The 13,625-nt window shown below is 68.2% G+C and carries 13 protein-coding genes; 8 read left to right on the top strand and 5 right to left on the bottom strand.

The window, feature by feature from the left end; genetic code table 11:
* Positions 1–124 precede the first annotated feature (124 nt).
* Complete coding sequence (locus ACM6LU_RS12425) at positions 125–796, top strand: DUF998 domain-containing protein (RefSeq protein ID WP_414937765.1); 672 nt, start codon at positions 125–127, stop codon at positions 794–796.
* A gap of 319 nt (positions 797–1,115) precedes the next feature.
* On the opposite strand, the gene rph is transcribed toward ACM6LU_RS12425, so the two are convergent.
* A complete protein-coding gene (gene rph / locus ACM6LU_RS12420; protein ID WP_414937764.1) occupies positions 1,116–3,707 on the bottom strand; it encodes a rifamycin-inactivating phosphotransferase in 2,592 nt (863 codons plus the stop codon).
* Between the two features lie 283 nt (positions 3,708–3,990).
* On the opposite strand from rph, the gene fabG reads away from it, so the two are divergent.
* From fabG to ACM6LU_RS12385, 7 genes are all read left to right on the top strand, one after another.
* Positions 3,991–4,752 carry a 3-oxoacyl-ACP reductase FabG gene (gene fabG / locus ACM6LU_RS12415; RefSeq protein WP_414937763.1) on the top strand — a complete coding sequence of 254 codons (762 nt, stop codon included), beginning with the start codon at positions 3,991–3,993 and terminating at the stop codon, positions 4,750–4,752.
* 3 nt (positions 4,753–4,755) lie between these two features.
* Positions 4,756–5,208, top strand: a complete 453-nt coding sequence (locus ACM6LU_RS12410) for a MaoC family dehydratase (RefSeq protein ID WP_414937762.1) — start codon at positions 4,756–4,758, stop codon at positions 5,206–5,208.
* 91 nt (positions 5,209–5,299) lie between these two features.
* Positions 5,300–6,325, top strand: a complete 1,026-nt coding sequence (locus ACM6LU_RS12405; protein ID WP_414937761.1) for a phosphotransferase family protein — start codon at positions 5,300–5,302, stop codon at positions 6,323–6,325.
* A 4-nt stretch (positions 6,326–6,329) separates the two neighbouring features.
* The gene (locus ACM6LU_RS12400; RefSeq protein ID WP_414937760.1) at positions 6,330–7,553 is read left to right on the top strand and encodes an acyl-CoA dehydrogenase family protein; all 1,224 of its coding nucleotides are present in this window, start codon (positions 6,330–6,332) and stop codon (positions 7,551–7,553) included.
* 11 nt (positions 7,554–7,564) lie between these two features.
* Positions 7,565–8,746 carry an acyl-CoA dehydrogenase family protein gene (locus ACM6LU_RS12395; RefSeq protein WP_414937967.1) on the top strand — a complete coding sequence of 394 codons (1,182 nt, stop codon included), beginning with the start codon at positions 7,565–7,567 and terminating at the stop codon, positions 8,744–8,746.
* Positions 8,743–9,858 (top strand): acyl-CoA dehydrogenase family protein, encoded by a 1,116-nt coding sequence (locus tag ACM6LU_RS12390; RefSeq protein WP_414937759.1) that lies wholly within the window; start codon positions 8,743–8,745, stop codon positions 9,856–9,858. Before ACM6LU_RS12395 ends, ACM6LU_RS12390 begins: the two co-directional genes overlap by 4 nt.
* 83 nt (positions 9,859–9,941) lie before the next feature.
* Positions 9,942–10,334 (top strand): hypothetical protein, encoded by a 393-nt coding sequence (locus tag ACM6LU_RS12385; RefSeq protein ID WP_414937758.1) that lies wholly within the window; start codon positions 9,942–9,944, stop codon positions 10,332–10,334.
* Between the two features lie 3 nt (positions 10,335–10,337).
* Here the strand turns inward: ACM6LU_RS12385 and ACM6LU_RS12380 are convergent, their stop codons facing one another.
* The 4 genes from ACM6LU_RS12380 to ACM6LU_RS12365 form a co-directional block, all read right to left on the bottom strand.
* Positions 10,338–10,964 carry a TetR/AcrR family transcriptional regulator gene (locus ACM6LU_RS12380; protein ID WP_414937756.1) on the bottom strand — a complete coding sequence of 209 codons (627 nt, stop codon included), beginning with the start codon at positions 10,962–10,964 and terminating at the stop codon, positions 10,338–10,340.
* A gap of 263 nt (positions 10,965–11,227) precedes the next feature.
* Positions 11,228–11,563, bottom strand: coding sequence for a hypothetical protein (locus ACM6LU_RS12375; protein ID WP_414937755.1), 336 nt, complete (start codon positions 11,561–11,563; stop codon positions 11,228–11,230).
* 420 nt (positions 11,564–11,983) lie between these two features.
* Entirely contained in the window at positions 11,984–12,769 is a 786-nt protein-coding gene (locus ACM6LU_RS12370) for an SDR family oxidoreductase (protein ID WP_414937754.1), read from the bottom strand.
* A complete protein-coding gene (locus tag ACM6LU_RS12365; protein ID WP_414937753.1) occupies positions 12,766–13,518 on the bottom strand; it encodes an SDR family oxidoreductase in 753 nt (250 codons plus the stop codon). Before ACM6LU_RS12365 ends, ACM6LU_RS12370 begins: the two co-directional genes overlap by 4 nt.
* Positions 13,519–13,625 lie beyond the last annotated feature (107 nt).

Raw genomic sequence — 13,625 nt, 5'->3', positions numbered from 1 at the left:
CCCAACGATCTCACCGACCGTGCCGGAACGATCACCACCACGTGCGCCGTAGAATGGGATTTTCCTGTCGTTTCCGACAGGAAAGCCTAAGAAAACCTTCAGGTTGGGTGGTTACCTTTCAACCATGACGACGCCTCAGGTCACCGCCAGGCCCCCGCTGGCCCTGCTGGCCGCCGTGGTCTCGGTCGCCGGCGGAGCGCTGCTGATCCTGCTGTTGCAGGTCCTCCCCGCCACCAGTGGCATCAGCCCGGTCCGCCGCACCATCAGCGAATACGCGCTGAGCGAGCACAAGTGGATCTTCGACGTAGCGGTCCTGCTGGTCGCGTTCGGCTCGGCGATCGGCTTCGGCGCGCTGGTCCGCCGCAAGCACCTTCCCGCCCTGTCCGCGGCCTCGGTCTTCTGCGCGTTCTGGACGTTGAGCCTGGTGGCGATCGTGGCGTTCCCCAAGAACAACTGGGCGATCGGGCCGAGCACCGGCGGGACGGTGCACCGAATCGCGAGCGTCGTGGCCTTCGTCTGCCTGCCGCTCGCCGTGTGGTTCGCCGCGAAGGCCGTCTTCCCCTCCTCCCCCGCGCGCCGCGCCGTGACCCGAATACTCGCGGCGGCGGCATTGGCGTGGTTCGGCGTGATCCTCGGGGCGATCGTGATCTCGATGAACGGCGGCAGGCCGTGGTGGCAGGCGATCCCGCTGGGGCTGGTCGAACGCGCGATGGCGCTGACCGGGCTGATCGCGCTGGCGTCGCTGCTGATCCCGGCCCGGGCGGTCACCACCGAGGCCCTGCAGGTCGCGTCCTGACCGCCGAGGACCTCGCTAGGGGATGAGACGAAGCGGCCGAGGGATACGAGGCCTGCTACGTCCCCCGGTTCGCGCCGGCCCTGGTCATACCGGCCCCTGCCGCCGGGTGGGTCACGCACGCCAGGACAGCTCGTGGCACGGCGGCGAACTGCGGCAGCTGATCACCGACGTCCTGGGCAGGCGCGCCGAACTCGCGTGCTTGACACCGCACTCGCGTGCTCAGACTCCGCACACCCGAGTTCGCTTTCCAAGCACGCGAGTTCGTCGATTGAGCACGCGAGTCACGCCCTCGTCCTGACGCGAGTCCGAACTCGCCGGGCTAGAGGATCTCGATGTACCCGTCGGTTCCGTTCACCCGGATCCGTTGCCCGTCCTGGATCGACTTCGTGGCGCGCTCGACCCCGACGACGGCGGGCAGGCCGTACTCGCGGGCGATCACCGCGCCATGGGTCATCAGGCCCCCGACCTCCGTCACCAGTCCCGTGATGGCGACGAACAGGGGCGACCAGCTGGGGTCCGTGTAGGCCGTGACCAGGATGTCGCCCGGTTCGAGGTCGGCGTCGGCCATGTCCAGGATGACCCGGGCCCGCCCCTCGACGGTCCCGGCGGAAACCGGCAGGCCGACCATCGCACCGGCGGGCAGGTCGTCGCGCCGGTACGTTCCGGCGACGGCCTCACCGTCCGAAGTGAACACCCGGGGCGGTGTGAGCGTTTCGTGGGACTTGCACGCTTCCTTGCGCCGTCGGATGAGCTCGTCGTCGACCTGTTTCGTGCGCACGACTTCCTGGAGTTCCTGGAACCTCAGGAAGAAGATGTCCTCCCGCTCCCCCAGCACGCCGTCCCGCACGAGGCGCTCGGCCTCCTCCAGCAAAGCCTGCTTGTACACGAAGTAGCGGCTGACCATGCCGTACTTCGGATACTCCCGGTACCCGCTGAACGTCCGGACACGCTCGATCATCCGCCGGGTTTCCTCGGCCTTCTCGTTCCCGTCCGGGAGAGCCCGCAAGCGTTCCAGCAGTTCCTGTTCCTTCGTCGACGCCTCCTGCCGCCCTTGCTCGAAGCGACGTTCACCGGCGCCCGGCTCGAAGTTCTTGACGTTGGCGAGAATCAGCGGCAGGAGCGTCGTGGGACGTTCGCTCCACCGCGGCCTCGTGATGTCGATTTCGCCGACGCAGCGCATGCCGTACTTAGCGAGATAGGCCTCGATGGCGTCTCGCGCTTCCGTCCCTCCCGCGATCCCGGCCAGCTCGTCGAGGAAGTCGTCGTTCTCGACGCCGTGCAGAAAGGCGACGACGTCGGGATGCGGGCGGATCGCGTCCGCGACGTCGAGGAGCGCCAGCCCCATCTCCGACGTGACGTTGTGCGGGACGGACTGGGTGAGCGTGTCGGCCGCGTTCTTCTCACCCAGCCATTCCCGCAGATGCTCGTTGAGCCACCACGTCGTCTGCATCCCCGCCGTGATCACCTGATGGCTTCGCGGCTCGAACAGGATCCGCTGTAGCTCCTGGATGTCCGCCAGGATGAAGTCGAGCAGGTCCGAGCCGGACCTCGTCCGGATGTCGCGTTTCACCGCGGCGAGGGAGTTCTCGCTGAGGCCGATCAGCTCGGTGACGACGGCCGGATCGGTCTCGATCGTGGCGGGCTCGACGCCGGAGATCCGCTGGCCAGGACCTTCGTCCGGAACCGACGGGAGGAAACCGTCGCGGTCCAGGACGGTCCGCAGCGCGTCACCCATCAGCGGATCGGACTTCCCGATGACGTCCAGGAAGCCGGCGCGGCTCGTCGGCGCGGCCAGGATCCCGGTGACGTCCACGAACAGGCGCCCGCCCGCCTCGGACATGGGCCGAGGGGTCGTCAGCTGCCAGAAGGAAAGCCCCAGCGGCTTCATGGCGTCGGTCATCATCTGCTGATGGCCGACGGAGATGTAGACGTGGTTTGACTCGTCGCCGACCTCCGGGACGGGGAACAGCGTGGTGATCGGACGGCTCTGGACGATCTGGAACTCGTCATCGGCGAAGCACCATTCGATGTCCTGAGGGCGGCCGAAATGCGCTTCGATCCGACGTCCGAGCCGCTCCAGCCGCACGACCTGCGCGTCCGTCAACGCCGGTTGCTCCTGCCGGTCAGGCTCGATCGGCTGTTCCCGTGTCCCGCCGCCGGGCGAGGCGTGGAGGGCACGCTGCTTCGTCGCGACCGTCTTGGCGACGACCTCACCGTCACGCACCTGGTAGCTGTCCGAGTTCACGAGACCGGAGACCAGGGCTTCACCGAGGCCATAACCCGCCTCCACGGTGGAGACCTTCCGGTTGGACGTGACCGGGTCGGCGGTGAAGAGGACACCCGCCGCCAGCGGGAAGACCATCCGCTGCACGACGACGGCCATGTCGACCTTCCGGTGACCGAAGTCGTTCCGCAGGCGGTAGGTCACGGCCCGCTCGGTGAACAGCGAGGCCCAGCACAGACTGACGTGCCGGAGGATCGCCGCCGCCCCCACGACGTTCAGGTACGTGTCCTGCTGGCCCGCGAAGGACGCCGTCGGCAGGTCTTCCGCCGTCGCGCTCGACCGGACGGCGTAGGCGGCTTGTTCGCCGAGCCCGGTGAGCGCGCCGGTGATCGCCGCCGCCAGATCGTCGGGGATGACGATTTCTTCGAAAGTCCGCCGGATCTCCGCACTGTGCGTGCGGATGGCCTCCCGGTCGTCCGGGCTCAGACACGACAGCCCATCCAGCTGATCGCCGATCGACGGCGCGTCCGCCAGGATCCGCCGGAAGGCGTCCGTCGTCACGCAAAAGCCGTCGGGCACCCGGACGCCTTCGATCCGCGAAAGCTCTCCCAGGTGCGCCCCCTTGCCGCCGACGACCGCGACCTGCGTCCGGTCGATCTCCTGGAACCCGAGTACGTAGCCGCCCATTCGTTCACCCTCCGTGTGTTCTGCGTCCGGCGGGCGATTCTGCGGCACCACCCGGGTCTTGCCGCAAGCCCCCCAGTGCGTTATACGTTGAAGGGGGCAGGGAGTGGGGGACGATGACCTCCCCGGGCCTCGCGGTCCGCGTCGAGGCCTTGGCCTCCGCTGGACCACACGTCGACCGTCGCCGATCACCGAGTGCGGGACGTATCCCCCGGTCTCCCCTGGAAAGCGACCGCTCAGTACGGCAGACTCGGCGGCACTTCAACTCGACGACGAGGAGTCACCCGTGACCGAACACCCCTCCCGCGTAGCGATCATCACCGGCGCAGGCCGCGGCATCGGCGCGGCCGTGGCCAAGCGGCTCGCTTCCGACGGGTTCGCCGTCGGCTTGCTGGACCTCGACGAGGCGGGCGTCGAGCAGGGAGCCGAAGCGATCGTCGCCGAGGGCGGCAAGGCCGTCGGCGTCGCGCTGGACGTCAACGACGCCGCGCAGGTCGAGGCCGCGGTGACGCGGGTGGCCGAGGAACTCGGCGCGCCGACCGTGCTGATCAACAACGCCGGCATCACCCGCGACAACCTGCTGTTCAAGATGACCGAACAGGATTGGGACTCGGTGCTGGGCGTGCACCTAAAGGGCTCGTTCCTGATGACCCGCGAGGTGCAGAAGTACCAGACGCAGGAGAAGTGGGGCCGCATCGTCAACCTGTCCAGCACCTCGGCGCTGGGCAACCGCGGGCAGGTCAACTATTCGGCGGCCAAGGCGGGCATGCAGGGCTTCACCAAGACCCTCGCGATCGAACTGGGCAAGTTCAACATCACCGCGAACGCCATCGCCCCCGGTTTCATCGCCACCGACATGACCGCGGCGACCGCCGAGCGGGTCGGCATGTCGTTCGAGGACTTCAAGGCGGCGGCCGCGTCGCAGATCCCGGTGCAGCGCGTCGGCACGCCCGACGACATCGCCAACCTCGCGTCGTTCCTGGTGAGCGACGGCGCCGGATTCATCTCCGGCCAGGTCATCTACGTCGCCGGCGGACCGAAGGACTGAGCCATGCGCGAATTCGCCTCCCTGCAGGAGTTCGAGAACGCCGTCGGCGAGCACTTCGGTTACAGCGAATGGCTGACGCTCACCCAGGACCGGGTGAACCTGTTCGCCGACGCCACCGACGACCACCAGTGGATCCACGTCGACGTGGAAAAAGCGGCCGAAGGCCCGTTCGGGGCGCCGATCGCCCACGGCTTCCTGACACTGTCGCTCATTTCGGGCTTCGTCGGGAAGCTCTACCGGGTCCACGGGCTCAGGATGGGGATCAACTACGGCCTCAACAAGGTCCGCTTCCCCCAGCCGGTCAAGGTGGGCGCGAACATCCGGGCGGGTGCCGAACTGGTCGAGGTCACCGACGTCACCGGCGGCAAGCAGGCCGTCGTCCGGTGGACGATCGAGATCGACGGCGAACCCAAACCGGCGTGCGTCGCGGAGATGGTCGTCCGGCTCATCGCCTGAGGAAGTGACCTCCGGCACCTCGCCGGATCACCACTGTTCACCATACCGACTGGTCGGTACTGTACTCGGAAAGCAAGCCGCTGGAGGCACGATGAACCAGTCCGACCTGCCGGGCCTCGACCTGGCCAAGCTCAGGGCCCACCTGGACGAGCACCGGCCAGGTCTCGTACAGGGCGACCTGAGCGGCCAGGTCGTGGAAGGGGGCCGATCCAACCTCACCTACGTCGTGGGCGACGGCCGGTCCCGCTGGGTGGTCCGCCGCCCGCCGCTGGGCCACGTCCTGCCGACGGCGCACGACATGGGCCGTGAGTTCCGGGTGATCTCCGGTCTGCACGGCACGGCCGTCCCGGTGCCGGAAACCGTGCTGCTGTGCGAGGACACCGACGTCATCGGCTCGCGGTTCTACGTGATGGAATTCGTGGAGGGCACCCCGTTCCGCTCGGACACCGAACTGGCCACGCTGGGCCCCGCCAGGACGAGGGCGATCGCGGACGAACTGGTCGACACCCTGGTCGAACTGCACGCCGTCGATCCGGAGTCGGTGGGGCTGGGCGATTTCGGCCGCCCGGAGGGCTTCCTCGAACGCCAGTTGCGGCGCTGGAAGAAGCAACTGGACGGCAACCGCAGCCGTGACCTGCCCGGCGCCGACGAACTGCACGACCGCCTGGCGGGTTCGGTGCCGGTTTCGGGCAGGCCGTCGATCGTCCACGGGGACTACCGGCTCGACAACGTGCTGGTGAACGCCGACGACCGGATCACCGCGGTGCTGGACTGGGAGATGTCCACCCTCGGCGACCCGCTGACCGACCTCGCGCTACTGGTGGCCTACGCCGAACGCGACAAGGTGTCGCTGCAGTTCGTGTCCAACGCCAGTTCCGCGCCGGGTTATCCGCGCAACGACGAGGTGATCGCGCGGTACGCCGAGCGTTCGGGCCGTGACGTTTCCCGGCTCAACTGGTACGTGGGTTTCGCCTTCTTCAAGCTCGCGGTGATCTTGGAGGGCATCCACCTCCGCTACAGCAAGGGGCAGACCGTCGGCAGCGGGTTCGACAACATCGGCTCCGGTGTCGTCCCCTTGATCGCGCACGGCAACGAGACTCTCAAGGAAGAGGGATAGCAAGATGGACTTCGCCTTCGACGCGAAAACCGAGGAACTACGGGGAAAGCTCCTCGAGTTCATGGATTCGCACATCTACCCGGCCGAGGCCGTCTTCGAACAGCAACTGGCCGAGCGCGACAGCGAATGGTCGCAGCCGCCGATCGTCGAAGAACTCAAAGCCGAGGCCCGCGAACGCGGACTGTGGAACTTCTTCCTCCCCGGTGACCACGGCGCCGGACTGACGAACCTGCAGTACGCGCCGCTGGCCGAGATCACCGGCCGCAGCCTCCGGCTCGCACCGACCGCGCTCAACTGCGCGGCACCGGACACCGGGAACATGGAAGTCCTCACCATGTTCGGCACCGAACAGCAGCGGAAACACTGGCTGCGGCCGTTGCTGGAGGGCGAGATCCGGTCCGCGTTCGCGATGACCGAGCCCGACGTCGCCTCCTCTGACGCCCGCAACATCGCCACGAGCATCCGGCGCGACGGCGACGAGTACGTCGTCAACGGCCGCAAGTGGTACATCTCCGGCGCGATGAACCCGAACTGCAAGATCTTCATCGTGATGGGCAAAACCGATCCGGACGCGCCCGCGCACAAGCAGCAGAGCATGATCCTGATCCCCCGCGACACTCCCGGTATGACCGTGAAACGCGGCATGCACGTGTTCGGCTACACCGACGGCGACCACGGCGGCCACGCCGAGGTGATCTTCGAGGACGTCCGTGTGCCGGCGGAGAACCTGATCGCGGGCGAGGGCGACGGGTTCGCCATCGCCCAGGCCCGCCTCGGCCCCGGCCGGATCCACCACTGCATGCGCGCCATCGGCATGGCCGAACGCGCACTGGAACTCATGTGCCGCCGGGCGCTGTCGCGCGAGACCTTCGGCAAGCCGATCGCCGAACAAGGCGTCGTGCAGGACTGGATCGCCGAGGCGCGGGTCAAGATCGAGCAGCAGCGGCTGCTGGTGCTCAAAACCGCGTGGCTCATGGACACCGTCGGCAACCAGGGCGCGCACACCGAAATCCAGTCGATCAAGATCTCGACGCCGATCACCGTCGAGTGGATCCTGGACAAGGCCGTCCAGGTCCACGGCGCGGGTGGCGTCAGCCAGGACTTCCCCGTCGCCGAGATGTGGGCGCAGGTGCGGACGCTGCGGCTGGCCGACGGCCCGGACGAGGTGCACAAGCGCTCGCTGGCGCACCGTGAACTGAAGAAGTACTGCACGGAGGCCAAGAAGTGACTCTCAAAGATGTGACGACACCACAGGATCTCAAGCAACGCGTGGCCGACCTGCTGGCCGCGCACCCACCGGAAAGCACGTCACGCCAAGACTTCCTCGACGCGCGCTTCGACGCCGGTCTGGCGTGGATCCACTTCCCCGAAGGCCTCGGCGGGATCGGCGCGCCGCGCTCGCTTCAGTCCGTTGTGGACAACGAGCTCGCGGCGGCGGGCGCACCGGACAACGACAAACGGCGGATCGGGATCGGCCTCGGCATGGCCGCGCCGACCATTCTCGCCTTCGGCACCCCGGAGCAGCACCGGCGCTTCCTTCGTCCACTGTGGACCGAACGGGAGGTGTGGTGCCAGCTGTTCAGCGAGCCCGGTGCCGGATCCGACCTCGCCGCGCTGGGCACCCGCGCGGTGCGCGACGGCGACGACTGGGTGGTCACCGGGCAGAAGGTGTGGACGTCGGGCGCGCACAAGTCGCAGTGGGCCATCCTGGTCACCCGCACCGATCCCGACGTGCCGAAACACCGCGGCATGACGTACTTCGTATGCGACATGACCGCGCCGGGTGTGGAGGTCCGGCCGCTGCGCCAGATCACCGGCGAGGCCGAGTTCAACGAGGTCTTCCTCAGCGAGGTCAGGATCCCCGACGCGCACCGCCTCGGCGCGGTCGGCGAGGGCTGGAAGGTCGCGCAGACCACACTGATGAACGAGCGCGTCGCCATCGGCGGGGCCGAATTCCCGCGTGACGGCGGCATGGTCGGCGCCGTCACGAACACCTGGCGCGAGCGCCCGGAGCTGCGGACCTCGGAACTGCACGACAGGCTGCTGAAACTGTGGGTGGAGGGGGAAAGCCTGCGCCTGGTGAGTTCGCGGCTGCGGCAGCAACTCGCCGCCGGAGCGCCCGGACCGGAGGGTTCGGCGATCAAGGTCGCGTTCTCCGAGCTGAACCAGGCCGCGTCCGGGCTGGAGATCGAACTGCTCGGCGAGGACGGCCTGCGCTACGACGACTGGACGATGCGGCGCCCCGACGGCGTGAACTTCCTCGGCCGCGAAGCCGGCTACCGCTACCTGCGCGCCAAGGGGAACTCGATCGAGGGCGGCACCTCGGAGGTCCTGCGCAACATCATCGCCGAGCGCGTGCTGGGACTGCCGTCCGAGCCGCGGATCGACAAGGACGTCGCCTGGAAGGACCTGCCCCGATGAGCGACCTGCTGTACTCCGAGGTCGAAGAGGACCTTCGCGCCAGCGTCCGCGACCTGCTCAAGGACCGCGCGGAACCGGCCGCGCTGATCGCCAGGACCGAGACGGCCGAACCGTACGACCTGAAGTTGTGGCGCACGCTCGCCGCCGACCTCGGCGCGGCGGGCCTCGCGGTACCGGAGGCGTTGGGCGGGCACGGCGCTTCGGCGCGTGAAGTCGCCGTCGTGATGGAGGAACTCGGGCGCAGTGTCGCCCCCGTCCCCTATCTCGGCAGCGCCGTCCTGGCGACGTCCGCTTTGCTGGCGACCGACACGTCGCAGGCGGAAGTGGCCGAACGGCTCGGGAAACTGGCCGTGGGCACGCTCATCGGCGCGCTGGCCGTCCCGCTGTCGACCGTTCCCGGCGCCGAGTTCCCCGCCACGGTCAGCGCGGCCGCGGACGGCACACTCACCGGCCAGGTCCGCAGCGTCGTCGACGCTTCGGTGGCGGAACTGCTCGTCGTACCGGCGGTGGGGCCCGACGGCCCCGGCCTCTACACCGTCGACACGGCTTCGCCGGGAGTGACGGTCACCGAGGTGATTTCGCTGGACCTGACCCGGCGCATCGCCGACGTCACTTTGAAGAACGTGGCCGCGAAGCGCGTCGCGGACTCCTCGGTGGCGGCCTCCGCACTGGACACGGCGATAGCGACCGCGGCGGGGCTGCTCGCTTCGGAACAACTCGGGATCGCCGAATGGGCGCTGACCGAAACGGTGCGCTATCTCAAGGAGCGCTACCAGTTCGGCCGTCAGGTCGGATCGTTCCAGTCGCTGAAGCACCGGCTGGCGAACCTGTACACGGATCTGGTCAACGCCAGGGCGACCGCGCGCTACGCCGCCCACTGCCTTGCTTCCGGTGACGACATCGCGATCGCCGTCGCGGTGGCACAGGCCCGCAACTCCCCCATCGCCGTCCACGCCGCCGAAGAGGCGATCCAGCTGCACGGCGGGATCGGCATGACCTGGGAGCACCCCGCGCACCTGTACCTGAAGCGTGCGAAGAGCGACGAGATCGCCTTTGGCACTCCTGGGCAGCATCGCGCGGCCCTCGCGCCACTGATCGACCTGCCCGCCTGATTCTTCCGGCGGGGTCCGCCCCGGAAAGTGTCGGACCCCGCCGGTAAAACCTGTTCGAACATCAGAGCGAACAGGGAGTCACCATGAAACTGCTCGTGGCCACCTCGAAGACCCAGGGTGCGCGGGAGAACGACTTCAACGACTGCGTCGAAGGCGAACTGATCTGGATCGCCCCGAGCTGCTCCGACGGCGAGGCGTCCCCCGATTCCGAATGCGGTTGCGGCCGGTCCTTCGGCGGGTTGAACTCGCACGGCGGGACGACGACGGCGCTCGTCGCGGATTTGCCCGGCTTCTCCTATTCCGACTACGCCGAAGCTTTGCGGTCGAGCCTGGCCGCCCAGGGCTGGCCTCCCGAAGGCGCCGACGAAGTGGCGACGGGCCTGCTCGCCTTCACCTCCGGATGGGAGGTGGGAGCGGTGCTCGAACGCCGCCGCAACTGGTTCGCCGAGCGTCTCGTGCCCGCGCCGCCAGGGTGAAGGCTATTCGGGTCGCAGCGCGGCCAGCAGGAGATCGGCGAAGTGGTCGCCGATCTGGCGAGCCGAGAGCGCGCCGCCACGCCGGTACCAGGAACCGAGGTGGTGCACCGAGCCGAAGAAGAAGTCGACGATCACGTCGGCCGGTTTGTCCGCGCGGAACTCGCCGGACTCCTGGCCTTCTTCGATCAGCGTGCGGAACCGCTCGTGGTACTTGCGGCGCTCCGCGCGGACGGCTTTCTGCTTCTCCACGCTGAGCTGGTGCATGGACTGCATGAAGATCGTGTTGTCGTCGAGGTTGTCGATCGTGCTGACGACGACGTCGGAGCCGGCGGAGCGCAGCCTCTCCCGGAGTGGCGCCTCGCTCGAGGCCACTTTTTCCAGTTGCTCGGTCTGCGCGCGCAACACCCGGGCGTAGATCTCGTAAAGGAGGTCGTCTTTGGAGCCGAAGTAGTGGTACATCGCGCCCTTGGTGACCCCGGCCGCCTCGACGATCTCCTGCACGGAGGTGCGATCGAACCCCTTCTTGGCGAAGAGCTTCGTGGCGTGCGACAGCAGACGGCGCGGCACGGCGGCCTGGTCGTCGCCGTTCGCCTCGGCCGTCCCCGCCTTGCGGGTGGTCGCTCGTGTCATGCCGGCTCCTTCTCGTGCGGACGCTCAGCATACCGGCCGGTTTGTCGACGCACTGGGAGCCGCCGGTATCGGAGCGAATCACCGGCCACTGGGCAGCCACGCTCGACGCGACACCGCGGCGCGAGTGACCGATGATCGCTACGCGAGGTCTCCGTCCTTCGATCGACCGAATCCCGATCCACCGACCAAGACAATCACTGTGGTTGGAGAAAAGGAGACAGGGCCGCCCCGGGCGTTTCGCACCCAGGGCGACCCCGCACAGGTCAGACGGTTTCGCGCGTGGTCACCGCGTCCTTCTCGGCGGCCAGCGCGGTGCAGGTGCGCACCCACAGCTCCCAACCGCGCAGCGCCTGGTTGCAGTTCCAGCCGGTCCAGCGCATCGCCTGCGCGCCCTCGTTGCCGGCGCGGTTACAAGCGGTCTTGCTGCTCCAGCCCTCGCTCTGCTTGCGATACGGCGTGCACGAAGCCGCCGCGACGTCACCTGACGCCCCGGCAGCACACGGTTCCGCGGTGCTCGCCATCGCCGATCCCGCGGTGAGTACCGAACCCGCGAGGGTCACGGCGAGAACGGCGCCACGAACCACGAAGCGTTTGCTCATTGAGTTTTCCTTACCGCGAGCAAGACCCCACACCTACAGTGGCCGATCCCCCGGCGAAGATCAACCACATTGCGTGGAGCGAGTCGCCTCGACCGAGCGGGGCCGGGGTTTCCTGCGGCGGAAACTCGTGCGTTGAAGCCGATCCCGGCTTTCATCGTGGTGCGAACACTCCAGAACACCAGAACCGCGAGTCTGAGGGCCCGCCGGGCCGCAGCATGGAAGATTCAAGACCTGACGTCAAACTCGGGACGCTAGGCGCCAGGATGGAGCCTTCCTCTACTGGGGAAGAAGTCTTCATACGCCGGTGGCCGAACCCATCACTCGCGCGCGCCCGTTCGAAACCCCGGGCCTACCGACTTGGCTCACCACCTGATCAGCCCATTCCGGCTCCCAGCTCCTGGGCACGGGTGGCTCCGAAAATCACTCGCCGACAACCTGCTCCACCTTGCGCTGCAGTTTGTTCATCCCGCCGAGCCAGCGGTCGGTCTGGGTGGCCCGCGCGGCGTAGTAGTCCGCGACCTCGGGGTGCGGCAGCACCAGGAAACGTTCGGCCGCGATGGCCTCGAACAGCGCGTCCGCGACCTGCTCCGGCTCGATCGCCGACGCGCCCATGAGCAGTTCGCCCGCGGGGCCGGTGTTCTCCAGCATCGCCGTCCGCACCCCTTGCGGGCAGATAGCCTGCACCGTGAGCCCGCGATGCCGGTAGGTCGCCGACAGCCATTCGGCGAACGCGAGCGCACCGTGTTTGGTCACCGAGTACGACGCCGAGCCGAGGGTGGTCAGCAATCCCGCCGCCGACACCGTCGAAATGAAGTGCCCGCGACCGCGGTCGAGCCACACCGGCAGCAACAGCCGCGCCGCCCGTACGTGCGCCATCACGTTGACGTCCCAGATCCGTGCCCAGTCCTCCTCGGGCGCGTCGACGCCGCCCATCGGCGCGATCCCGGCGTTGGCACAGAAAACGTCGACCTCACCGAGGGTTTCGCGAGCGGTCTCGATCAGCGACGCGACGCCCGCCTCACTGGCGGCGTCGCCGACGACGGCGGTTCCACCGATCTCCTTCGCGACCTCGGCGGCGGCGTCCCCGTTCAGGTCGCCGACGACGACCCTCGCCCCTTCGGTGGCGAACCGGCGGGCGAGGGCGGCACCGATGCCGCCGCCTCCGCCGGTGATGACGACGCCGGATCCGGTGAACGACACGGTCACAGCCCACCCGCCAGCGTCACGCCGCCGTCGAGGACGATCGTCTGCCCGGTGATCCAGCCCGCCTCTTCCGAGAGAAGGAACGACACGGCGCTCGCGATGTCGGCCGGCACTCCGAGGCGCTTCATCGGATAGGACGCCGAGACCTCTTCCTCGCGGCCTTCGTACAGCGCGGTCGCGAACTTGGTCTTGACCACGGCGGGCGCGACGGCGTTCACGCGGATCTTCGGGCCCAGCTCGAAGCCGAGTTCCTTGGTGAGCCGGATCAGCGCGGCCTTGCTGACCCCGTACATGCCGATCCCGGGTGACGCGCCGAGCCCGGCGACGGACGCGACGTTCACCACCGCGCCGCCGTGCTCCCCCATCCACGCGTCCCGCGCCCGGCGGGTCCACGAAAGCGGCGCGAGCACGTTGACGGCTAAGATCTTCGCCGCTGCTTCGGGCTCGATGTCCAGCGTCGGCCCGTACACCGGGTTGATACCGGTGTTGTTGACCAGCATGTCCAGCCGGCCGAAGGTCTCGATGGTCTTGGCGACGGCCTCGTCCTGGTGCGCGGCGTCGTCGGCCTTGCCGGGGACGGCGATCGCGACCGCCTCGCCACCCAGTTCGGCGACGGCCTCGGCCAGCGGCTCCGGCTTGCGCGCGGTGATGCACACCTTCGCGCCGCGCTCGACCAGGTCCTTGGCGATCCCGAAGCCGATACCCCGGCTCGCGCCGGTGACGATCGCGACGCGATCTTTCAACGAGTTCACTCTGTCGATCTCCTCTGTGTTCACTAAGCGACCAGTTCACTAAGCGAGCGCTCACTTACAATGGAAAGGTCCGGAGTCGGTGTCAAGCCCACCATCCGGTACGAGCG

The sequence above is a fragment of the Amycolatopsis sp. cmx-11-51 genome, assembly GCF_047608665.1.
Lineage (GTDB): Bacteria > Actinomycetota > Actinomycetes > Mycobacteriales > Pseudonocardiaceae > Amycolatopsis.
This window is presented reverse-complemented; position numbering and strand designations above follow the sequence as displayed.

Excerpts from the sequence above, each read along its gene's own strand:
- ACM6LU_RS12405 (WP_414937761.1), top strand. The coding sequence starts at position 5,300 with ATGAACCAGTCCGACCTGCCGGGCCTCGACCTGGCCAAGCTCAGGGCC.
- ACM6LU_RS12390 (WP_414937759.1), top strand. The coding sequence starts at position 8,743 with ATGAGCGACCTGCTGTACTCCGAGGTCGAAGAGGACCTTCGCGCCAGC.
- ACM6LU_RS12400 (WP_414937760.1), top strand. The coding sequence starts at position 6,330 with ATGGACTTCGCCTTCGACGCGAAAACCGAGGAACTACGGGGAAAGCTC.
- ACM6LU_RS12380 (WP_414937756.1), bottom strand. The coding sequence starts at position 10,964 with ATGACACGAGCGACCACCCGCAAGGCGGGGACGGCCGAGGCGAACGGC.
- ACM6LU_RS12425 (WP_414937765.1), top strand. The coding sequence starts at position 125 with ATGACGACGCCTCAGGTCACCGCCAGGCCCCCGCTGGCCCTGCTGGCC.
- rph (WP_414937764.1), bottom strand. The coding sequence starts at position 3,707 with ATGGGCGGCTACGTACTCGGGTTCCAGGAGATCGACCGGACGCAGGTC.
- ACM6LU_RS12385 (WP_414937758.1), top strand. The coding sequence starts at position 9,942 with ATGAAACTGCTCGTGGCCACCTCGAAGACCCAGGGTGCGCGGGAGAAC.
- ACM6LU_RS12410 (WP_414937762.1), top strand. The coding sequence starts at position 4,756 with ATGCGCGAATTCGCCTCCCTGCAGGAGTTCGAGAACGCCGTCGGCGAG.
- ACM6LU_RS12375 (WP_414937755.1), bottom strand. The coding sequence starts at position 11,563 with ATGAGCAAACGCTTCGTGGTTCGTGGCGCCGTTCTCGCCGTGACCCTC.